The sequence below is a fragment of the Bacillus altitudinis genome (assembly GCF_001191605.1).
Lineage (GTDB): Bacteria > Bacillota > Bacilli > Bacillales > Bacillaceae > Bacillus > Bacillus altitudinis.
In genome coordinates, this window is sequence record NZ_CP009108.1 from 554,174 (window position 1) to 575,134 (window position 20,961).

22 protein-coding genes are annotated in these 20,961 nt (G+C 40.4%); 5 read left to right on the top strand and 17 right to left on the bottom strand.

Translation table 11 applies throughout. From position 1 onward, the window contains the following. Positions 1 to 3 precede the first annotated feature (3 nt). Both ID12_RS02755 and rpsN read left to right on the top strand, forming a co-directional pair. Positions 4 to 1,200 (top strand): GTP-binding protein, encoded by a 1,197-nt coding sequence (locus tag ID12_RS02755; RefSeq protein WP_050826678.1) that lies wholly within the window; start codon positions 4 to 6, stop codon positions 1,198 to 1,200. Between the two features lie 16 nt (positions 1,201 to 1,216). Continuing rightward, positions 1,217 to 1,486, top strand: a complete 270-nt coding sequence (gene rpsN, locus ID12_RS02760; RefSeq protein WP_008343369.1) for a 30S ribosomal protein S14 — start codon at positions 1,217 to 1,219, stop codon at positions 1,484 to 1,486. Between the two features lie 254 nt (positions 1,487 to 1,740). Here rpsN and moaA read toward each other — a convergent pair whose 3' ends face one another. Then, positions 1,741 to 2,748 carry a GTP 3',8-cyclase MoaA gene (gene moaA, locus ID12_RS02765; protein ID WP_017360030.1) on the bottom strand — a complete coding sequence of 336 codons (1,008 nt, stop codon included), beginning with the start codon at positions 2,746 to 2,748 and terminating at the stop codon, positions 1,741 to 1,743. A 10-nt stretch (positions 2,749 to 2,758) separates the two neighbouring features. Then, on the bottom strand, positions 2,759 to 3,547 hold the full coding sequence (gene fdhD, locus ID12_RS02770) for a formate dehydrogenase accessory sulfurtransferase FdhD (RefSeq protein WP_008343373.1): 789 nt from the start codon (positions 3,545 to 3,547) through the stop codon (positions 2,759 to 2,761). A gap of 134 nt (positions 3,548 to 3,681) precedes the next feature. On the opposite strand from fdhD, the gene ID12_RS02775 reads away from it, so the two are divergent. Both ID12_RS02775 and ID12_RS02780 read left to right on the top strand, forming a co-directional pair. Continuing rightward, entirely contained in the window at positions 3,682 to 4,947 is a 1,266-nt protein-coding gene (locus tag ID12_RS02775; RefSeq protein WP_046526719.1) for an L-lactate MFS transporter, read from the top strand. Positions 4,948 to 5,029: 82 nt separating this feature from the next. Next, positions 5,030 to 7,378: an FdhF/YdeP family oxidoreductase gene (locus ID12_RS02780; protein ID WP_050826679.1), complete on the top strand. Its 2,349-nt coding sequence runs from the start codon at positions 5,030 to 5,032 to the stop codon at positions 7,376 to 7,378. 51 nt (positions 7,379 to 7,429) lie between these two features. Here the strand turns inward: ID12_RS02780 and ID12_RS02785 are convergent, their stop codons facing one another. The 6 genes from ID12_RS02785 to ID12_RS02810 all read right to left on the bottom strand — a co-directional run bounded on the left by ID12_RS02785 (position 7,430) and on the right by ID12_RS02810 (position 12,924). Further along, positions 7,430 to 8,104 carry a VWA domain-containing protein gene (locus ID12_RS02785; RefSeq protein WP_039165296.1) on the bottom strand — a complete coding sequence of 225 codons (675 nt, stop codon included), beginning with the start codon at positions 8,102 to 8,104 and terminating at the stop codon, positions 7,430 to 7,432. Between the two features lie 81 nt (positions 8,105 to 8,185). After that, the gene (locus ID12_RS02790; protein ID WP_080987758.1) at positions 8,186 to 8,884 is read right to left on the bottom strand and encodes a VWA domain-containing protein; all 699 of its coding nucleotides are present in this window, start codon (positions 8,882 to 8,884) and stop codon (positions 8,186 to 8,188) included. A gap of 324 nt (positions 8,885 to 9,208) precedes the next feature. After that, entirely contained in the window at positions 9,209 to 10,231 is a 1,023-nt protein-coding gene (gene spoIID, locus ID12_RS02795; protein WP_008343381.1) for a stage II sporulation protein D, read from the bottom strand. 259 nt (positions 10,232 to 10,490) lie between these two features. Beyond that, entirely contained in the window at positions 10,491 to 11,798 is a 1,308-nt protein-coding gene (murA, locus tag ID12_RS02800; protein WP_007497616.1) for a UDP-N-acetylglucosamine 1-carboxyvinyltransferase, read from the bottom strand. A gap of 32 nt (positions 11,799 to 11,830) precedes the next feature. Then, entirely contained in the window at positions 11,831 to 12,565 is a 735-nt protein-coding gene (locus tag ID12_RS02805; protein ID WP_008343385.1) for a YwmB family TATA-box binding protein, read from the bottom strand. A 128-nt stretch (positions 12,566 to 12,693) separates the two neighbouring features. Beyond that, positions 12,694 to 12,924 (bottom strand): DUF1146 family protein, encoded by a 231-nt coding sequence (locus ID12_RS02810; RefSeq protein WP_008343389.1) that lies wholly within the window; start codon positions 12,922 to 12,924, stop codon positions 12,694 to 12,696. A gap of 170 nt (positions 12,925 to 13,094) precedes the next feature. On the opposite strand from ID12_RS02810, the gene ID12_RS02815 reads away from it, so the two are divergent. Then, entirely contained in the window at positions 13,095 to 13,571 is a 477-nt protein-coding gene (locus ID12_RS02815) for a hypothetical protein (RefSeq protein ID WP_007497620.1), read from the top strand. A 42-nt stretch (positions 13,572 to 13,613) separates the two neighbouring features. Here ID12_RS02815 and ID12_RS02820 read toward each other — a convergent pair whose 3' ends face one another. The 9 genes from ID12_RS02820 to ID12_RS02860 all read right to left on the bottom strand — a co-directional run bounded on the left by ID12_RS02820 (position 13,614) and on the right by ID12_RS02860 (position 20,521). Beyond that, positions 13,614 to 14,009 (bottom strand): F0F1 ATP synthase subunit epsilon, encoded by a 396-nt coding sequence (locus ID12_RS02820; RefSeq protein ID WP_008343393.1) that lies wholly within the window; start codon positions 14,007 to 14,009, stop codon positions 13,614 to 13,616. Positions 14,010 to 14,033: 24 nt separating this feature from the next. Further along, positions 14,034 to 15,455 (bottom strand): F0F1 ATP synthase subunit beta, encoded by a 1,422-nt coding sequence (atpD, locus tag ID12_RS02825; protein WP_008343395.1) that lies wholly within the window; start codon positions 15,453 to 15,455, stop codon positions 14,034 to 14,036. A 24-nt stretch (positions 15,456 to 15,479) separates the two neighbouring features. Further along, complete coding sequence (locus ID12_RS02830; RefSeq protein WP_007497628.1) at positions 15,480 to 16,346, bottom strand: F0F1 ATP synthase subunit gamma; 867 nt, start codon at positions 16,344 to 16,346, stop codon at positions 15,480 to 15,482. Between the two features lie 88 nt (positions 16,347 to 16,434). Continuing rightward, positions 16,435 to 17,943 carry a F0F1 ATP synthase subunit alpha gene (atpA, locus tag ID12_RS02835; RefSeq protein ID WP_008343398.1) on the bottom strand — a complete coding sequence of 503 codons (1,509 nt, stop codon included), beginning with the start codon at positions 17,941 to 17,943 and terminating at the stop codon, positions 16,435 to 16,437. A 16-nt stretch (positions 17,944 to 17,959) separates the two neighbouring features. Beyond that, complete coding sequence (locus ID12_RS02840; protein WP_007497632.1) at positions 17,960 to 18,505, bottom strand: F0F1 ATP synthase subunit delta; 546 nt, start codon at positions 18,503 to 18,505, stop codon at positions 17,960 to 17,962. Continuing rightward, positions 18,502 to 19,014: a F0F1 ATP synthase subunit B gene (gene atpF / locus ID12_RS02845; RefSeq protein WP_007497634.1), complete on the bottom strand. Its 513-nt coding sequence runs from the start codon at positions 19,012 to 19,014 to the stop codon at positions 18,502 to 18,504. Before atpF ends, ID12_RS02840 begins: the two co-directional genes overlap by 4 nt. Before the next feature lie 120 nt (positions 19,015 to 19,134). Further along, on the bottom strand, positions 19,135 to 19,347 hold the full coding sequence (gene atpE, locus ID12_RS02850) for a F0F1 ATP synthase subunit C (RefSeq protein ID WP_003214968.1): 213 nt from the start codon (positions 19,345 to 19,347) through the stop codon (positions 19,135 to 19,137). Positions 19,348 to 19,395: 48 nt separating this feature from the next. Further along, positions 19,396 to 20,130 (bottom strand): F0F1 ATP synthase subunit A, encoded by a 735-nt coding sequence (gene atpB, locus ID12_RS02855; RefSeq protein ID WP_007497637.1) that lies wholly within the window; start codon positions 20,128 to 20,130, stop codon positions 19,396 to 19,398. Positions 20,131 to 20,137: 7 nt separating this feature from the next. Further along, complete coding sequence (locus ID12_RS02860; RefSeq protein ID WP_007497639.1) at positions 20,138 to 20,521, bottom strand: ATP synthase subunit I; 384 nt, start codon at positions 20,519 to 20,521, stop codon at positions 20,138 to 20,140. Positions 20,522 to 20,961: the final 440 nt, after the last annotated feature.

A 20,961-nucleotide genomic window follows, 5' to 3' on the forward strand; every position in this document is an offset into this window, starting at 1 on the left:
CAAATGGATAAGAGAATACCTGTCACAGTTCTAAGCGGCTTTTTAGGAGCTGGAAAAACCACGATATTAAATCATGTTCTACAGAATCGTAAAGGGCTAAAAGTAGCTGTTATTGTCAATGACATGAGCGAAATAAATATTGATGCAGAATTAGTTAAGCAAGGCGGAGAACTCTCTCGATCAGATGAGAAACTGGTTGAACTATCTAATGGTTGTATTTGTTGCACATTGAGAGAAGATTTATTAATTGAAGTAGAACGCCTTTGTAAGGCTGGGAATATCGATTATATTGTCATTGAATCTACAGGTATTAGTGAACCAATTCCTGTCGCTCAAACTTTCTCTTACATTGATGAAGAAATGGGCATAGATTTGACACGTTTTTGCAGATTAGACACGATGGTAACGGTGGTAGATGCAAACCGTTTCTGGACAGATTTCCAGTCAGGAGAAAGTTTATTGGATCGTAAAGAAGCAGTTTCAGATGATGATGAACGAGAGATTTCCGATTTACTTATTGATCAAATTGAATTTTGTGATGTGCTCATTATCAATAAATGTGATCTTGTATCAGCATCAGAACTAGATCGGCTTGAGCACGTGTTAACCAAACTTCAACCAGAAGCAGCCATTATTAGAACCTCTAAAGGTAACGTACAGCCTAGTGATATTTTGAATACTGGTTTATTCGATTTTGAAAAATCTAGTGCTTCTGCGGGCTGGATCAAAGAAATTAATGCTGGACACTCTCAGCATACGCCTGAAACAGAAGAATACCAAATCTCATCTTTTGTTTATGAAAGAAGGCTTCCTTTTCATACTGGCAGACTGAATGCATGGTTAGATCAAATGCCAGAGCAGATTGTTCGAGCGAAAGGATTTACATGGCTAGCGACACATCATGATTTAACCATTTTAATTTCACAAGCCGGAAAATCTGTTGCAATTGAACCAATCGCATACTGGATTGCTGCCTTGCCTGAGCAAGAACGATCACGGATCTTAAATCAGGAACCAGAAATTCTAGATGAGTGGGATGCAGAGTTTGGTGATCGACATACAAAACTTGTCTTTATCGGTGTAGATTTACCTAAAGCAGATATTATTCGTACACTAGATCAATGCTTACTCACACCTGAAGAATTTGATCAAGATTGGACAACGTTTGAAGCCCCCTTTCAATGGAACATACACACTTAAACCAGGAGGGTTTTAAATGGCAAAGAAATCAAAAATAGCAAAAGAAAAAAAGCGGCAGCAGCTCGTTTTGAAATATGCACAATTAAGGAAAGAGCTAAAAGAAAAAGGTGACTATGAAGCTTTGCAGAAACTACCTAGAGACTCTTCACCCACTCGCTTAAAAAACCGCTGTGAATTAACTGGCCGTCCTAGAGGTTACTTGAGAAAATTTAAAATGTCTCGAATTGCTTTTCGTGAGCTTGCCTATAAAGGACAGATTCCAGGAGTGAAAAAATCGAGTTGGTAAAGATTGATTTGATCTTAGCATAGTTCCTGTCAATGTAAAGCAGGACAAAATGAATAAAAATCTTTTTTTCATCCTTACTCCGTCAATTTTGAGGTACAAAATAGCATTTTAAAAAAACAGCAGAATCTCTGCTGTTTTTTTATGGGGATGAGCTTATAGGAAAGATTGTCCTGATGTTAAAAGAAGATTTTCAACAGTGATTATACCATTTTCTCTTCTTTTCAAAAATCGATGATCATGATACTTTGTTGTCATTACCCGCCGATGTAGGACATCTCAACTTTTTTCTGATCTTTCTTTTGCTCTCTCTCAGCTGAATATTGATCCTGTCTGTTTGACCAAAGTTCCTTCAATATGTTCACTAGATATTCATCATTTTCTGAATTACGGATGAATCGTCTCAGATCAAAGCCCGATGATGCAAAAAGACAGGTGAATAATTCGCCACGTGCAGATAGTCTAGCTCTATTACACGATCCACAAAAAGCATCTGAAACGGAAGAAATAATGCCAATCTCTCCTGACCCATCCTCATAAAAATAACGCTTGGCTACTTCACCTTGATATCGAGGGGGTTCTGGTTTAATAGGGTATTTTGAATGAATTAGCTCCATAATCTCTTTTTTCGTCAATACATGCTTGAGATTCCATTTGTTCGTATTGCCAACATCCATGAATTCAATAAATCGTAGAATGTGTCCTTCTTTTTTAAAATAGGCTGCCATTGGTAAGATATCTTGATCATTCACACCTTTTTGGACAACCATATTGATCTTAATAGCAAGTCCAGCTTTTTTTGCAGCCTCTATCCCATCAAATACTTTTTGGATAGAAATGTGTCTTCCATTCATCTGCTTAAAACGATCTGGATTTAAAGAATCTAAACTAATGGTGACTCTATTCAGACCTGCTTTCTTTAGCTTATCTGCGTACAACGGTAACAGCGTTCCATTGGTTGTCATAGCGATGTCTTCAATACCTGGAATTTTTGCGAGTTTTTCTATCAAAACGGGCAAATCTTTACGCATTAAAGGTTCACCGCCCGTAATACGTAATTTCACCACACCTAATTCCTTTGCAAAAAGCGCAGCAAGTCGTTCAATTTCCTCGAAGCTAAGCAGCTCTTCTTTATCTAAAAAAGGATAATCTGGTCCAAAGATTTCAGCAGGCATACAGTACGTACATCTAAAATTACAGCGATCTGTTACGGATATTCTTAAATCGCGCAATGGTCGATGTCTTTTATCCAAAATACTGACCATACTTAGCCTCCTATTCTGTAATACGCTGATGATGAGTATAGATATTAAAAGATTCTCCTCTTACGAATCCAACTGTTGTTATATTTAATTCTTCTGCCATTTTAAGTGCTAACTCAGTAGGAGCTGATTTTGATATGACGATTGATACCCCTAATTTTGCTGCCTTCAACAGAACTTCAGACGATATCCGGCCGCTAAATACAAGGATTTTATCTCTCAGTGGGATTTTATGAAGTAAACAATATCCATAGATTTTATCCAACGCATTATGCCGTCCTATATCCGTCCTAGTGATGAATAGCTTTTCTGTATCACATAGTCCAGCATTATGGACACCACCAGTATGTTGAAATAACTGACTTTCCTCCTGTAAACATTTCATTAAATGAATACAAGTTTCAGCAGAAATACTGATTCGGTCAATGGCTGTTTTTGCCGTCTTCACATCTTGGAGAAAATAAAAATGTCTTCCTTTCCCACAGCAAGATCCGATCACTCGTTTTGTAAAATCTGAGGATTGGAACTGAGTTGAGTGATGTAAGTCAACATATGCAAAACCCATACTTTCATCTATTGTAAACCTTTTAATCTCTTTTTCAAATCGCATGACTCCTTCTGAAGCTAAAAAACCGATCACCAATTCTTTCAAATGATCCGGTGAACAAACGAGTGTGACAAACTCTTCACCATTCACCAGCACGGTTAAAGGGAATTCTTCTACAACTTCATCTGTTTTACATGTCATTTGACCTCTGCGATATTGGTGTATACGTCGTTTCGTTTTAACAGAAGGATTCATGATCTGATCTTCCTTTCAACACAAATTTAGTTATATGAACCAGACGAATTGTGATATTATTTTAAAAAGTCATAAAAATGTAACATATTTCTATCTTATCAAACTTTTTGTTTGCTTTATATGGAGGGAACACAATGAACAAAACAAAAAACCGTTGGCTTATCGCTACAAGTGCTGTGGGGATTCATTTATCTATCGGATCTGTTTATGCATGGAGTGTTTTTACGAATCCTTTACATCAAACCTTTCAATGGTCATTAACAGAAATAAGCCTGACATTTAGCATCGCTATTTTATTTTTAGGTTTATCGGCTGCCTTTATGGGGCATTTCGTTGAAAAGTATGGGCCGAGGGCATCAGGGCTCTTCTCAGCTATTTTCTTCGGCATTGGGATGACTGGATCAGGGTTTGCTGTTCACATGTCTTCATTACCTCTCCTCTATTTATTTTATGGTGTACTCGCTGGAATCGGATTAGGTGTAGGCTATATTGCACCAGTTTCAACATTAGTCAAATGGTTTCCAGATCGAAGAGGACTCGCAACGGGTTTAGCCATTATGGGTTTTGGATTTGCTTCTCTTATTTGCAGTCCCATTATTCAATTTCTCATTGAAAAAGTTGATATTGCAAATACCTTCTATATTCTCGGAATCTCTTATTTTATCATCATGGTCGTTTCATCTCTTTATTTATCACCACCAGCACCTGATGATGTCAAACAATTTAACGTGCTAAAAACAAACCAAAGGAAAATTCCTCAAGATTTATCACAGCTCACAGCAAATGAAGCCATTAAAACACGGCGTTTTTATTATTTGTGGGTCATGCTCTTTATTAATATCACATGCGGAATTGCCATTATTTCTGTAGCATCACCGCTTGCTCAAGAAAGTGTTGGTTTCACGGCCGGTGCAGCAGCTACTCTTGTTGGAATTTTAGGTGCTTTTAATGGGCTAGGACGGATCGGATGGGCATCCTTCTCTGATTATATCGGAAGGCCAAATACGTATACGATTTTCTTTACTATACAGCTCATTGCTTTTCCTTTACTTCCCTACTTAAAAGAACCGCTCATCTTTTCAATCGTGATGGCAATCATTTATACGTGCTACGGAGGAGGGTTTGCTTCAATTCCAGCCTATATAGGAGATTTATTTGGTACGAAGCAGCTAGGTGCCATACACGGTTATATTCTCACCGCTTGGGCCGCTGCTGGTTTAGCAGGACCTTTATTTTCCTCCTTTATTCGTGACATTACAGGCAATTACACACAAAGTCTCATGGTCTTCTCTGGCCTATTTTTCATTGCGTTTATCATATCTCTTCTCATTCGGAAGGATATTAAACAACTTCGTGAATCAAATCTTACTGCTCCTTCTTCTGTCACGGTCCGCTCTTAAGATGAATTTGACAGAATGACAATCTACAGGTAATTTTTAGATATGAAAACGCTTTACAAAGTAATAGGAGGGTGACGATATCATGGGAAAAACAAAACACAAGGGGCCTATTAAACTCAACAAAAAACCCTCACCAAAGCTATGGGCCTCTTTTGCTCCTATGGGGCTTGGAAAAGTAAAACCGAAACACATTCGAGACACAATGAAAGTGGCATGGGAGAACAAAGATAACCTCCCCTATGCGTACCGTATATTGACTCAGGGCGTTTGTGACGGCTGTGCTCTTGGTGTATCAGGTTTATACGATCAAACACTAGCAGGACCCCATATATGCACAACAAGACTGAATGTGCTACGGCTTAACACAATGCCAGCTATTGATCCAAAATGGTTCGAAGATATTGAGCGGCTCAAACAAATGGATAGCACGTCTCTTCGAAAACTTGGGCGTATTCCTTATCCCCTGATTCGAAAAAAAGGTGAGAATGCCTTTACACGCATTTCTTGGGATAGTGCATTAGATCAAATCGCCGCTAAAATCAAATCGATTGATAAACGTCAACTTGCTTTCTATTTAACGGCTAGAGGGATTACAAATGAAGTGTACTATACTGCGGCGAAAGCTGCGCGATTTATCGGAACAAATCATATCGATAATGCTTCTCGTATTTGCCATTCACCAAGCAAAACCGCTCTTAAACGCTCCCTTGGTATAGGTGCATCCAGCTGTAATTACAGTGATTGGATTGGAACAGATGTATTGATATTTTGGGGCTCTGTTGCAGCAAACAACCAGCCGGTTTCGACTAAATATATGTACGCCGCTAAAAAGAAAGGAACCAAAATCATTGTCATCAATCCATATAAAGAGCCTGCAATGGAAAAATATTGGGTCCCTTCTATTCCAGAAAGTGCTTTATTCGGCACAAAAATAGCGGATGATTTTTATCAAGTCAATATAGGCGGCGATATTGCGTTTATGAATGGTGTCATCAAACATTGGTTTGATATGGAGGAGCAAGCGCCCCATTCCGCTCTTGACCATGAATTTATCCAAGCGCATACAACCGGCATAAAAGATGTAAAGCAGCATGTCACTCAGTTAAAATGGTCGGATCTCGAAGCATCGTCAGGCTTATCTAAAGAAAGAATGAAGGAATTCGCTGTACTGCTTGCCAATGCCAATTCAGGGGTGTTTATTTGGAGTATGGGTCTCACTCAGCATCGCTTTGCCACTGATAATATATCACAAGTCGCAAACCTTGCCATGTTACGCGGGTTTATTGGCAGAAAACATTGTGGCGTTATGCCTATTCGTGGCCATAGCGGTGTCCAAGGTTCAGGCGAAATGGGTGCCGATCCATTCGTATTGCCCGGCAGTGATTTTGATGAAGAGAATATTAAAAGAATCGAGAAGATATGGGGATTTGATATTCCAAAATGGCATGGTGACACGATTGGGCAATCATTTGAAAAAATGGCTCTTCCAAAAGAACACCCGCAAAAGCTGAAGATGCTGTTTACTAGCGGTGGAAACTTTTTAGAAACAATGCCAAATCCTGAAGCGATTGAAAAAGCACTATCCGAGCTTGAACTCCGTGTCCATCAAGATATTATTTTGAACACCTCTACACTGATAGAAGCAGAAGAGACTGTGATTGTTCTGCCTGCAATGACAAGATATGAACAGCCAGGCGGTGGTACATCAACCAGTACGGAACGCATGGTGTATTTCAGTCCGGAAATTGAAGGACCTCGCATTGAAGAAGCCAGAGCTGAATGGGACATTTATATTGACCTAGCAAAAAGAGTTCGCCCAGAAGACGCGAAGTTGATTCATTTTGACCATGCTGAAGACATTCGCCGTGAGATTGCCATCGCAAATCGGAACTATGATGGGATCCAGCATTTACGTCATAAAGGGGATGTCTTTCAATGGGGTGGCGCATGGCTTTGCGAAGATGGGGTGTGTCCAACACCGGATGGAAAAGGACACCTGCTCCCAGCACAGCTGCCTCAATATCGAAAAACTGAGGGGCATTTCAATATCACGACAAGACGAGGCAAGCAATTCAACTCTATGATTTACAGTGAAAAGGATGCCTTTAATGGTGGAAAGCGGCATTCTATCTTGATGAATGAAGAAGATGCGAAAGAGCTTTACGTCCAAGAAGGCGATCCCGTTGTCCTTTTTAATCAATATGGATCCTACCAAGGAGTTGCTCAATTCGGAGAGCTGAAACGTGGAAATATCGCAGTTTATTGGCCTGAAGGAAACGTGTTAATACCAAAAGGAGTTTACGAAAGCTATTCCCAGATTCCAGAATACAATACCACCGCAATATTAGAAAAAGCCGAAACCTTTCATGCAAGAAAAGATCAGCACTACGTGGAGAAACGGATTGATGAATTGGAAACGACTTTAAATTGATCCTTTATGAAAAAACAGCTGGGGGTTTCTCCCCAGCTGTCTATTCACATCCTATTGACCAAAAGAGTTCGCTTCTTTTTGAAGAATATGATTCAATTCTTCTGCATTTGCTGCTGGTTGATATTGTCCACCACCAGCTTTGGCAACAGATTTTAGACTTTTTGCTTCTTTTTCATTTACATCGAAGCCAATGATATTGACGATTGTGTCAATACCTTCTTCATGTAATTGCTTTGCTGCTTGTGATGGGCTTCCGCCGCATGTTTCCTCACCATCGCTGACAACATATACAATATTTTTTCCTTCAGCTTGGTGATCTTCAAAATCTTGTTTCGTATCAGTTAATGCTTTGGCAAGTGGTGTCCAGCCTGTTGGACCATACACATTTAGCGCTTGTTGAAAGGTTGCTTGCTCATATGTTCCAAATCCATAAACTGCTTCGGAACTTGCACAAGAAACGGCTTTTCCTGCATTTTTATTCGTTCCTTCATGACCAAAAACACGAAGCAAGACTTGTGTATCTTCTGATAAAATACTTGCGAAACTTTGGATCGAGCGTTTTGCGATATCGATTTTCTTTTCGCCTTCAACCGATTGTGCCATGCTTCCGCTTAAATCAAGTAAAATCACCACATGAGCAGGCTCCTTTTTCGTTACAGCATGAGCTGGTGAAGAAAGAAGCAGAACAAGACTCGCTAAAATGGTTAATATAATATTTCTTTTCATTAAAAAATCTCCCTTTTTTTCATTTGTACAGAAAAAGAGAAACGAAAGCATCAATCAATCGTTTCCCTTTTCTTCAGCAAGTTATTCGTGTAGTTTTAATGATTCTGCTGTAAGGATAGAACCCATTTCTTTCCCAGTGCTTGCTTGGTAGTACTGACCTTTACCAGCTTTAGCTACTTGCTTCAATTGACCTTCATAGCCATCGTTAAAGTCTAATCCAATCACATTGACTACAGTAGATCCTTTTGAGTTATGAAGCTCTTTCGCTACTTTCACTGGATCTCCACCACAAGTTTCTTCACCATCAGTAATTAAGTACACAATGTGTTTTGTTCCCTTATGAAGCTGTTTATCCGCTTGCTTTGCACTTTCAAGAGCACGTGCAATCGGTGTCCAGCCATTTGGTCCAAGACCGTTTAGAGAGTTTTCGAAACTATCCTTTTCATAAGGCTGAACGCCATAAACGCCTCTAATGACTTCACATGATTGAGCTTTACCTGAGTTTTTGTTGTTTCCTTCAGACCCAAACAAGCTCATACGGATTTTAGCATCTTTCGGAAGAGACTGAGCAAATTTAAATACCTCTTGTTTTGCTAAATCGAATTTACGCTCTCCATCCACTTTTCTTGCCATACTTCCACTTGCATCAAGTAAGATGGTCACTCTTACATCTTTCTTATGTTTTTTGGCTGATGCTGCTTCTGCAAATACTGGTGAAGAGATTGACATTGATAATGTCAATACAGCTAAGGTTACGAGTGTAAATACTTTTTTCAACATGCTTTTCCTTCCTCCTTATGTATTTGATTGAAACATCTTAATCGTAAAATATTCTGTCTTGGAATGGTATAGGACTCGATCCCTTTTTCTCTTTCATCAAAATCACTAAAATTCTGTCAGATGTCTAGATATATTCACCTAAAGACTCTTTTGTCACCCTCGTTTTCTCATTCTTTCGAGGGGCTTTGTATCGGCCATCGGTTCTTGTCGGGATGTAAATGTTTAAGATTTCCTGAGGTGCGTCTTAAGTCGCAATTTGTCACATTCTGTTCAAACCTCTTCACACATAAAAAAAGATGCCCCCATTTTGAGGCACCTTTGCTTTTATTTCTTAGCCATATATGTGTTCAGAAAGCGATCAGCTGATTCAATTTTTATCCCTTGATAATAATGTTTCACGATCGCCTCTACTTTTTTGCCTGACTGTGCCATATAATGTGCACCATACTGACTCATGCCCACACCATGGCCATACCCTTTTGTCGTAATCACGATTTGCTGACCCTTTCGTTCCCATGTAAAGTCTGCAGAGTGCAATCCTAGTGATTCGCGAATGTCTCTGCCCGACAATGTTTTTCCGTTAATGACGGCTTTGGCTACTTGATTGCCTGGTGTTCGTTCTACAATTTCTCCCACCTGCTGCTGGCCAAGGGTCACACCCAGTTTTTGCTGAAATTCACTCACTGTGATGGTTTTCTTGTTTTGGAATTTGGGTGATTTTTCGTCCCATTTACTTGAGACGCTTTTCAAATAAGGGATTTCATTTTTCCAATAAGCTTCTGCATTTTCGGTTTTCCCATTACTTGTTGAAAAGAAGGAAGCATCAATTGGTTTTTCGTCATACGTCAGTACTTTCCCTTGTGTACTGGCAACCGCTTCTGTGACCTTTTTTAATTTCCAATTGTACGCTTTTCCCCAAATTTTCTTCAGTTCCTGTTTATTTTTGTACACTTGGAACATTTGGGTGTCATCTACAAGAGAACCCTGTGGAGATTTGACGGTTTTATCAATGATCATTTGTCTGACGATATACGTTCTAGCGGCGAGTGCCTGTGCCTTGAGCGCCTCTATTTCAAAATCGGCTGGCATTTCAGAAGCGACGACACCGATCACATACTCTTCTAAGGGGATGTTTTCTACCTGCTGATGCGCTGAACGGTAGACGGGAATGGAGACGGGTGATTGTTTCAATTTGACTGAACCTTTCACTTCTTTTTTAACTGATGGTTCTGCTGCTACGTGTTGGCTGGCTGCTGGTTTTCCTTGGAACGTCGGCAACACGAGTAAGGTTGGAATCATTAAAATGATGATGCAAATTCCTGCGATTGTCCATATCATTGGTTTCATATTGGCTGCCCCCATTTGTCATTGAATCTCTTTTATCCTATGGGCAAGGACAAGCTAATATGACAGCTTCTTTCATTCATTGGACAAGTCTTTTGGTGATATGTTTGTGCTCTTCATCATTTGATTTACTGTTCGTCTTTATGAATAAAATTTAAAACGATTGGATACACTAATGATAAGCTTTTGAAAATGAAACCAGTCTATGATTCTAAAAAAAAAAATCAGCATACCCAAATGGACACACTGATTTCTTTTATGATTATGCGTTTAGATCTGATACAACTTGTTCTTGTGTCACATCTGCTGATTCATCATTTACTCTTTCAATGTCTGCACCGATTGCTGCTAGTTTTTGGTGGAAGTTCACATATCCACGGTCAATATGCTTCAATTCAGTGACACGTGTATGACCTTCTGCCACTAATCCAGCAAGTACAAGTGCTGCTCCTGCTCTTAAATCAGTCGCTGCCACTTCAGCACCTTGAAGTTGAACAGGTCCATTGATTATCACAGAGCGACCCTCAATTTTAATATCGCCATTCATGCGGCGGAATTCTTCAGCATGCATAAAACGATTTTCAAACACAGTTTCTGTGATCATGCTTGTTCCGTTCGCACGAAGCAATAGCGCCATCATCTGAGATTGCATATCCGTTGGGAAACCAGGATGCGGCATTGTTTTTAGATCGATTGGCTTGAGCTCAGATGGTCCAATGACTCTTAAACCTTCTTCTTCTTCAATGATCTGAATACCCATTTCTTCCATTTTCGCCACAAGTGAAGTCATGTGCTCAGGCACAGCGCCTTTTACAAGAACATTTCCTTCAGTAATGGCTGCTGCCACCATAAACGTACCAGCTTCAATTCGGTCAGGGATGATGTTGTGTTTTGCACCGTGAAGTGTTTCTACACCTTCGATTTTGATTGTACCAGTTCCAGCACCGCGAACCTTACCGCCCATGGCATTGATATAGTTTGCCAAATCAACAATTTCAGGTTCTTTTGCTACGTTTTCTAAAATCGTCGTTCCTTCAGCCAATGCTGCTGCCATGATGATGTTTTCAGTTGCCCCTACACTTGGGAAATCCAAATAGATTTTTGCACCTTTTAAACGGCCATTTACTTCAGCCTCGATGAAACCATTACCTACTTGAATTTTAGCTCCCATTGCTTCAAAGCCTTTTAAATGCTGATCAATTGGTCTTGAACCAATCGCACAACCACCAGGTAATGCAACTCTTGCATGACCTGTTCTAGCTAAAAGTGGTCCCATGACGAGCACAGATGCTCTCATTTTACGGACGTACTCAAACGGAGCCTCAGTTTCTAGTGCATGAGATGCATCTACTGATACTTCGTTATTTTCAAAATGTACTTCTGCTCCTAAATGACGTAACACTTCATTGATTGTATATACATCGGAGAGCGTAGGTACATCACAAATTACGCTTTTTTCTGTACTTGCTAACAAAGATGCAGCGATAACTGGTAAAACGGCATTTTTTGCGCCTTCTACTTTAACTGTGCCGTTTAACTTTTGACCGCCGCGGACGATGATTTTTTCCAAGGTCTTCCCCTCCGCGTCCCAAATTCTCTATATTAATATTCAGTCGTTACGATTGGTGTGCCAACCGTAATCGTATGATTTTCGTTCATTTCCGAACTTCTGATGGCAATTTGAACATTCATTTTATCATTTGAAGTCATAATGAACTGTTCCCACTTCTCTGTGTAAGCGGAAAGCGACACAAAATTAGACTCAACGAGATACTCAACTGGTTTTGCTTGAAATTCATTTGCTATCATTTCAGCTTTTTTTTGCAAAACAACATCCATCATACCATTTACATGACCATCGAGACAAGTAAAAATCACAAATTTTTCTTGTAATATGCTTTTTGCATGACGTACGAACTGATCATATGTATGCTCCCAGGTATTCAGTGGGCGAGCACCTTTTTGCTCATATAATAAATACGACTTTTGGTTTGATTTTGTGTCGGTCTTCACGAGTAAAATTTTCGATAATGTATCATTTTTTTCATCTTTGTAAATTCCTGTGACTTTGGTGACATGTTTCTCTTTTTTTTCGGTCCACTCATACTGTCGTAGTTCGTCTTTCAAACGTTTCACTTTTTTTGAAAATTGTTCGGATGAAATGTCTATATTTGTTTTGGCATGAAGCGTCCATCCACTTACTTCGATTTGCTGGTTTTTCATACCTTCTGCTATTTGGGCGAGCGTGGATGTTTCTTCCGCCCGAACACCTTGAATCATCAGAACAAAAAAAAGAATAAATGCAAATAATGGCCAACCTTTTAAATACTTTCTCACTTGTCATTCCCCCTTGCTACAAGTGTTGCCGCAAGGAGGTCAATGCATACGTGGAAAAGTCATCAAAGGCCATATTTTTGACACTTCTTTTTATGTTCCCGCAGAAGGCAGTGACCAAACCTTTTATGTTAAAACATATAAGGGATTTGTCTGGAGAAATTTAAATAATCAAGGAAGAAATTGCTGACTGCCGATGCAATAGCAATCGTGAGCAGCATCATGAGCAATCTAGCTTGAATAATTTTTCCTTTTTTAATCAGTGGATCAATATTCACCGCAAGCAATGCCCACCACGTAATGGCAATAAAAAATAGGTGGATCACAATACTGACAATTGCTTGTTGTCCTACGTCTTCCATACACTTGAATCCTCCTTTTATTGATTTCTGTAAAGGAAAACTCCCTTTCATTATATCCTCCAAAATCGGAAAGATGAATCATTTGGAAAAAAGAGCTACATTTAGAGTGAATCCCCTCTTATTCTGATGCGAAGGAGATGATATACTGCGGTGGAAGGAGCTGATCATATTTGAAAGATTCTTTTCCTGACTTTGTTGATTTGTACGGAGAACTGGTTCCCTCATTTGAACATGAATGGGAAGCCATTGCTTTCTACTTTGATTATAGACAGACACAGCTAGAAGAATTAGCACAATTGTGTCATTTTCATAACATTTCTTTGGATTACTCAGAGGAAAGCCTTTATCAGTTAGAGTCATTATACTTCGATGCCTTCCGTCAGCAACTTTTTGCTGAGTGGAAAATGCCAATAGATGCATTAGAAGCGATGTTGAGTGTGTATTTAGGAGAGGTTGTCATCCGTCATCATTCAGATGCTGATTGGGTCGTGCGGCCTTATATGGACTCTTCGCACCAATATACGCTTGGCTTACGCAGAAACAATAAAACATGGCATTGCAGTACGCAATTTTGCGAGCAGTTATATCTAGAAAAGCAAGCATCTCATCCGTATGTGTCGATGTATCAATCTCTCATGTCATCCTAAAAAAAATCCTTCTTATCACAGTGATAAGAAGGATTTTCTGTTTTATTTCCCTGCTACATTTAAACGGTTTAATGCCCGTTTTAATGCGAGTTCCGCCCTGCGTACATCACTTTCATTCGGGTGGTTCAAATGCTCTTCAGCACGCTGTTTCGCTGATTTTGCACGATCTACATCAACTTTGTCTGATGTTTCAGCAGCCTGAGCAAGAATGGTTACTTTTTCGGGGCGAACTTCAACAAATCCACCGCTTACTGCAACCAATTCAGTTGATCCACTATGTTTTAAGCGAACTGCACCGATTTTTAGCGGAGCAACCATTGGAACGTGGCCAGCTAAAATCCCAAGCTCACCGCTTTCTGCTCTTACACTGACCATTTCCACATCCGCTTCATACACTGGGCCGTCGGGAGTAACGATATTGACTTGAACGGTCTTCATGCTTTTACCCTCCTAAGGACCAGATTAGGCCTCTACACCCATCTCTTTGGCTTTTTCAACCACTTCTTCAATGCGGCCGACTAAGCGGAATGCATCTTCTGGAAGGTGATCGTATTTACCAGATAAGATTTCCTTGAAGCCTTTAACAGTTTCTTGCAATGGCACATAAGAACCTTTTTGGCCAGTGAACTGTTCTGCTACGTGGAAGTTTTGAGATAGGAAGAATTGAACACGACGTGCTCTGTGAACCACAAGCTTATCGTCCTCAGATAATTCATCCATACCTAAAATGGCAATGATATCTTGCAATTCTTTATAACGTTGCAATGTTTGCTGAACTTCACGCGCGATCGCATAATGCTCTTCGCCAACAATCTCAGGTGCAAGGGCACGAGATGTTGAAGCAAGTGGATCTACCGCTGGGTAAATCCCCATCTCTGTCAACTTACGCTCAAGGTTTGTCGTTGCATCAAGGTGAGCGAACGTTGTAGCTGGAGCTGGATCTGTATAGTCATCCGCAGGTACATAAATCGCTTGAATCGATGTAACCGATCCTACGTTTGTAGACGTGATACGCTCTTGAAGCTGACCCATTTCTGTTGCAAGAGTTGGCTGATAACCTACCGCTGAAGGCATACGTCCAAGAAGGGCTGATACTTCAGAACCTGCTTGTGTAAAGCGATAGATGTTATCGATGAAGAACAATACGTCTTGACCTTGTTCATCACGGAAATGCTCTGCCATTGTCAAACCAGTTAGAGCTACACGCATACGTGCACCTGGTGGCTCGTTCATTTGGCCGAAGACCATCGCTGTTTTTTCGATAACGCCAGAATCTTTCATTTCGTAGTAAAGGTCATTTCCTTCACGTGTACGCTCTCCAACACCAGCGAATACAGAAATACCGCCGTGTTCTTGTGCGATGTTGTTGATCAATTCTTGAATCAGAACGGTTTTACCAACACCGGCTCCACCGAATAGACCGATCTTTCCACCTTTGATGTAAGGAGCAAGAAGGTCAACAACTTTGATACCTGTTTCAAGAATTTCAACTTCTGTAGAAAGTTGATCGAAAGAAGGCGCTTGTCTGTGGATTGGGTCTCTTTGCGCTTCCACACCAAGTGGCTCATCTAAGTCAATGTTATCTCCCAGTACGTTGAATACACGTCCAAGTGTTACGTTACCAACTGGTACTGAAATTGGTTTTCCAAGGTCTACAGCTTCCATACCGCGCTTCACACCGTCTGTTGATGCCATTGCGATGGTTCTCACTGTATCATCACCTAAATGTAGTGCTACTTCTAAAGTTAAGTCGATATCAACTTCACTTTCGCTTTCCGCTTTATGCGAAACTTTGATCGCATTATAAATCTCAGGCAAGTGACCGTCTTCAAAACGAACGTCTACGACTGGTCCCATGATCTGACTGATGCGTCCTGTTTTCATTGCATTCCCTCCTGACAATTATTTCTATTCTAAGGCAGCTGCTCCGCCGACAATTTCTGTAATCTCTTGTGTAATCGCTGCTTGACGAGCACGGTTGTAAGAGAGTGTCAGGCTGTCGATCAATTCTTTTGCGTTGTCTGTTGCACTCTTCATTGCTGTCATCCTTGCAGCATGTTCACTTGCTTTGCTGTCAAGAAGCGCACCGAAAATCAAACTCTCTGCATATTGAGGAAGGAGAACTTCAAGAATTTCTTCTTCAGAAGGCTCAAACTCATAAGATGCGGAACGTTTATTTGGTGTCGCTGCGGCCGAAAGGTCCGTTAGCGGCAATAATTTTTTCTCTGTTACTTCTTGTGAAATGGCACTGACGAAATGGTTATAGAACATGTAAAGCTCATCAAACGCTTCATCAGAGAACATTTGCACTGTACTGCTTGCTAATTCTTTAATATCAGCAAACGCTACTTCGTCTCCAAGCCCTGTTACTTCAGAAATAACTGGAATACCACGCTTTTTGAAGAAGTCGCGTCCGATTTTACCAATCACAATCACCGCATATTCATCAGCAGATTGATGACGAGATTGAATGGCTTGGTAAGCGGCACGTAAAATCGAGCTGTTAAAAGGTCCTGCAAGTCCTCGATCAGATGTAATGACGAGATACCCTGTTTTCTTAACAGGTCTTGAAAGAAGCATTGGGTGCTTAGCACTTGTTCCAGTTGCAATTGCCGCAACGACTTCTTGGATTTTCTCCATGTAAGGAACAAAGGACTTCGCATTATTTTCAGCACGATTCAGTTTCGCAGCTGATACCATTTGCATCGCTTTTGTGATCTGACTCGATTTTTTTGTTGACGTGATCCTTGACTTAATATCGCGTAATGAGGCCAAAGATTTCACCACCTTTTTTCAGGAATCCGTGTTCATTTACGTGAAAAGAGAGAAAAAGAGAATCTTTTTCTCTCGGAAAGATTACTAATTAGTTGCTTGGTGCAAACGTACGTTTAAAGCCTTCGATCGCTGCTTTCCACTCTTCATCAGCAGGCATGTTTCCTGTTTGAGAGATTGTGTCAAACAAGTCTTTATGGTTTTCTTCAATGTACATGAATAACTCAGCTTCAAAGCGTTTGACATCAGCAATCGCTACATCATCTAAGTATCCTCTTGTCAGTGCATAAAGAATCGCTACTTGTTTTTCAACTTTCAGCGGTTTGTTCAAGTCTTGTTTTAAGACTTCAACTGTTCTAGCACCACGGTTTAATTTGGCTTGAGTCGCTTGGTCTAGATCAGATCCAAACTGAGCGAATGCTTCAAGCTCACGATAAGAAGCAAGATCCAGACGAAGTGTACCTGCTACCTTTTTCATCGCTTTGATTTGTGCAGATCCACCTACACGAGATACAGACAATCCTGCGTTTACCGCTGGACGTACGCCTGAGAAGAAGAGGTCAGATTGTAAGAAGATCTGTCCATCTGTGATTGAGATAACGTTTGTTGGGATATATGCAGAGATATCACCAGCTTGCGTTTCTACGAAAGGCAATGCTGTGATAGAACCGCCACCCTTTTCATCACTAAGCTTCGCTGCACGCTCTAATAAACGAGAGTGAAGATAGAAAACATCACCAGGGAATGCTTCACGGCCTGGAGGACGACGAAGCAATAATGAAAGCTCACGGTAAGCTGCCGCTTGTTTAGAAAGGTCATCATACACAACAAGCACATGCTTGCCGTTATACATGAATTCCTCACCCATCGTTACACCTGCATAAGGAGCAAGGTAAAGAAGTGGAGCTGGCTGTGATGCAGAAGCTGTGACAACGATTGTGTAGTCAAGCGCACCATGCTTACGAAGTGTTTCAACAACACCACGAACAGTTGATTCTTTTTGTCCGATCGCTACATAGATACAGATCATGTCTTGATCTTTTTGGTTCAGGATCGTATCAATTGCAACAGATGTTTTACCTGTTTGACGGTCCCCAATGATCAATTCACGCTGTCCGCGTCCGATTGGAATCAAGGCATCAATTGCTTTAATTCCCGTTTGAAGCGGCTCATGTACCGATTTACGATCCATAACGCCTGGTGCTTCACTTTCGATTGGACGTGTTTTGCTTGTTAAAATTGGTCCTAGTCCATCAACAGGCTGACCAAGTGGGTTCACAATACGTCCGATTAACTCTTCTCCTACTGGAACCTCCATGATACGACCTGTACGTTTTACGTCGTCACCTTCACGGATATCTTTGTAAGGTCCTAAGATTACGATACCTACGTTAGACTCCTCAAGGTTTTGAGCCATACCCATTACACCGTTAGAGAACTCAACAAGCTCTCCTGCCATAATGTTGTCAAGGCCATGTACACGCGCGATACCGTCCCCTACTTGAATGACTGTACCGACATCTTTTACTTCAATTTCAGATTGATAGTTTTGGATTTGCTGCTTTATCAGCGCGCTAATCTCTTCAGCTTTGATACTCACTAAGGTTTCACCCCTTCTAACGATTTTCGCCTGCAAGCTGACGTTCAATGCGGGAAAGCTTTCCGCTGACACTGCCGTCATAAATGCGGTTTCCGATACGGATTTTCACTCCGCCTATTAGATCCTTGTCAATCACGTTTTCTACACGCAGTGATGTGACTCCGGCTTTTTTGGCAAATACTTCAGATAAAGATTGAATTTCAGCTCCGCTGAGCGGTTTAACTGAATACACGATCGCATCGTCTATTTGTTTCGTACGGTTTGCAAGTTTCACAAACTCAGACGCCATTTCAGGAAAAATATTCGTGCGCCCGCGGTCAATCAGTAAATACATTGTGTGCAAAACATATGTCGAAACACCTTTGAAAGCTTCTGCAATCAGATGTTTCTTTTTGTCTGCCGTAATCTTCGGATGAACAAGAAAGTCATTTAATTCTTGGTCAGCCTTCAGAACTTTTTTGATCTCATTCAGCTCTTTTTCAGTTTCGTCTACTGCCGAAGAAGCAAGAACGATGTCAAAAAGAGCAGAAGCGTAACGCTTAGAGACAATAGTCACGCTCATCGGCTTTCGCCTGCCTCTTTAAGATACTCTTGGATCAATTTCTCTTGTGCTTGCTCATCAAGTTCTTTTTCAATCACTTTAGAAGCAATTAATACAGATAGTGATGCAACTTGCTCGCGCAGTGCAGCCACAGCTTGTTCTTTTTCTTTCACGATTTCAGTTCTAGCAGACTCTTTCAAGCGCTCTGATTCTTGACGCGCTGCTTGAATGATATCTTCTTTTTGTTTCTCACCAATCTTTTTCGCATTTTCGATGAGTGTATGTGATTCTTCGCGTGCTTCTTTTAATAAGACACGTTGTTCTTCAAGAAGCTTTTCAGCTTGAACGTGCTTTTCTTCAGCACTTGAAATTTCATTTCCTATATAATCTTCACGCTGTTTCATAATCCCTAATAAAGGCTTAAGCGCAAATTTCTTTAAAAGTGCAAGCAGGATGAGCATAGCGATCAGCTGGAATATGATATCTCCGGTGTTTAGACCTGCTCCTAAAACTACTGGTAACTGAGACATTTAGTACGGCAACTCCCTTCTTTAAATAATATGTTAAGAAACAAAACATAAAGGAATGGCGAAGTTTCGAACTAATCTGATCTTCGCCATTAAAATTCATATTAGAACGCTTCTCACATATTAACCAAAGAATGCCAAGAATGCGATAACGACAGCGATAATTGGAAGTGCCTCAACTAAAGCTACCCCGATGAACATAAGTGTTCTTAGTTCTCTACCAGCCTCTGGCTGACGAGCGATTCCTTCAACTGTTTTAGATACGATTAGACCGTTACCAATACCTGCTCCTAGTGCTCCTAAACCGATTGCAATTGCTGCTGCTATTAAATTCATTAAAAAGCTCCTCCTTTAAAATAACGTCCATTTTGGACTCTCAATTTTTTAGTGTTCGTCGCTGACTTTATGGGAGATATACACCATTGTCAGCATGGTGAAGATAAATGCCTGGATGGTTCCGACAAACAAACTGAATGCCTGCCATACAATCATCGGCACGATGGCACCTAATGTACCAATGATACCTAGTGCAAGGTTTTGCGAATAGAAATTAGTCGCAAGTCCTGCAAGTAAACCAAGAAGAATCTCTCCAGCGAAAATATTTCCATAAAGACGCAAACCAAGTGTTAATGTGTTTGCAAATTCTTCAATAATTTTCAGCGGTACTAAGAGTGGGATTGGTCTAAAGTAGTCTTTTGTATATTCCTTGACTCCTTTTGCTTTAACACCATAGTAGTGTGTCAATCCCATGACCATAACCGCTAGTGTCATTGTGATTGCAGGATCAGCAGTTGGTGATTTCCACCATAAGTTGTGATCGACCGTAATCGAGAATGGCAGTCCAAGCATGTTTGAAACAAATATGTACATGAGTAATGTAACGCCAAGCGCTAGAAATGGGGCTCCTGTTTTCATGTCCATCGAACTACCTATGATATTTCGAACAAAATCAACAATCCATTCCATGAAGTTCTGCGCCTTTGTCGGACGAATAGCCAGAACACGAGTAGTCAGCACCGCTATGAGAAGAACGATGATACTAGCAATCGTAATCATGAGAACATTGGATAAGTTGAACGTTAACCCTAAAAATTCTGTAGTTTTTGAACTGTGACCCAAAGAGTATTCACCTCTCTTCCATAGTAGAACGTTTAAGTTGAATGAAGGAATCTATCATAATGACAGGATATATTGTCATTAATCCTATAACAACACCTGCCAGATGAACTTCGTTAGGGTAACGCCAAGCAATCGCTACTGCGAGAATTGCGTTGGCCCACCTGGCTGTACTTCCCATTGAACGAATAGATTTTCCTTTTTTAACTGCTCGATCAAAAGCATGCATTCTCCGAATAAGCAGGAATAAATTAAAGAAAGCAAAAATTGTGCCGATAATGAAACCAAGAAACAGTGGTTTAAAACCAGGCATGGCATAGCCAAACACAAAAATTGCCAATAAATAGAACATATATTTACTCTGTCTGCGGAAAATGACGTTTGGATCGTTCATTCATCTGACTCCCGATGAAAAATATTGTAAAAAAGGTGATAAATGGTGATGAAAACTGCGTAGAAGACGCTTATAATAAGCCGTCCTGTTTGAAAAAAATCAATCACCCATCGGTCTAATTGTGCAATCAGACTTGAAATCTTTAGATCTATGGGATTCTGCTTCATTCGCTGATACAAACCCTGATTATTAAAGGGTTCACAATGAGGATTAGTAGAGTGCTATAGGCTATGAAAACCTTACCATAATACCCTCGTTTAGCATACAATAGCGTCTATGATGTGTCAATCCGTTGAAAGTTAAAAAACTTTTCTATAATGAGAGAGCACACAAAATGTTCACAATTTCATCAAACTTTAGGAGAGTTGTGACATTCATGCAAAAAAACTGCTAATGTTCAGTATACATTGATTTTTCTAAGAACGATATCAACCGTTTGT

What these genes read in the sequence shown, in the direction of transcription:
- ID12_RS02755 (WP_050826678.1), top strand. Translation starts at nt 4, where the DNA reads ATGGATAAGAGAATACCTGTCACAGTTCTAAGCGGCTTTTTAGGAGCT.
- rpsN (WP_008343369.1), top strand. Translation starts at nt 1,217, where the DNA reads ATGGCAAAGAAATCAAAAATAGCAAAAGAAAAAAAGCGGCAGCAGCTC.
- moaA (WP_017360030.1), bottom strand. Translation starts at nt 2,748, where the DNA reads ATGGTCAGTATTTTGGATAAAAGACATCGACCATTGCGCGATTTAAGA.
- fdhD (WP_008343373.1), bottom strand. Translation starts at nt 3,547, where the DNA reads ATGAATCCTTCTGTTAAAACGAAACGACGTATACACCAATATCGCAGA.
- ID12_RS02775 (WP_046526719.1), top strand. Translation starts at nt 3,682, where the DNA reads ATGAACAAAACAAAAAACCGTTGGCTTATCGCTACAAGTGCTGTGGGG.
- ID12_RS02780 (WP_050826679.1), top strand. Translation starts at nt 5,030, where the DNA reads ATGGGAAAAACAAAACACAAGGGGCCTATTAAACTCAACAAAAAACCC.
- ID12_RS02785 (WP_039165296.1), bottom strand. Translation starts at nt 8,104, where the DNA reads ATGAAAAGAAATATTATATTAACCATTTTAGCGAGTCTTGTTCTGCTT.
- ID12_RS02790 (WP_080987758.1), bottom strand. Translation starts at nt 8,884, where the DNA reads ATGTTGAAAAAAGTATTTACACTCGTAACCTTAGCTGTATTGACATTA.
- spoIID (WP_008343381.1), bottom strand. Translation starts at nt 10,231, where the DNA reads ATGAAACCAATGATATGGACAATCGCAGGAATTTGCATCATCATTTTA.
- ID12_RS02810 (WP_008343389.1), bottom strand. Translation starts at nt 12,924, where the DNA reads ATGGAAGACGTAGGACAACAAGCAATTGTCAGTATTGTGATCCACCTA.
- ID12_RS02820 (WP_008343393.1), bottom strand. Translation starts at nt 14,009, where the DNA reads ATGAAGACCGTTCAAGTCAATATCGTTACTCCCGACGGCCCAGTGTAT.
- atpD (WP_008343395.1), bottom strand. Translation starts at nt 15,455, where the DNA reads ATGAAAACAGGACGCATCAGTCAGATCATGGGACCAGTCGTAGACGTT.
- ID12_RS02840 (WP_007497632.1), bottom strand. Translation starts at nt 18,505, where the DNA reads ATGAGCGTGACTATTGTCTCTAAGCGTTACGCTTCTGCTCTTTTTGAC.
- atpF (WP_007497634.1), bottom strand. Translation starts at nt 19,014, where the DNA reads ATGTCTCAGTTACCAGTAGTTTTAGGAGCAGGTCTAAACACCGGAGAT.
- atpE (WP_003214968.1), bottom strand. Translation starts at nt 19,347, where the DNA reads ATGAATTTAATAGCAGCAGCAATTGCAATCGGTTTAGGAGCACTAGGA.
- ID12_RS02860 (WP_007497639.1), bottom strand. Translation starts at nt 20,521, where the DNA reads ATGAACGATCCAAACGTCATTTTCCGCAGACAGAGTAAATATATGTTC.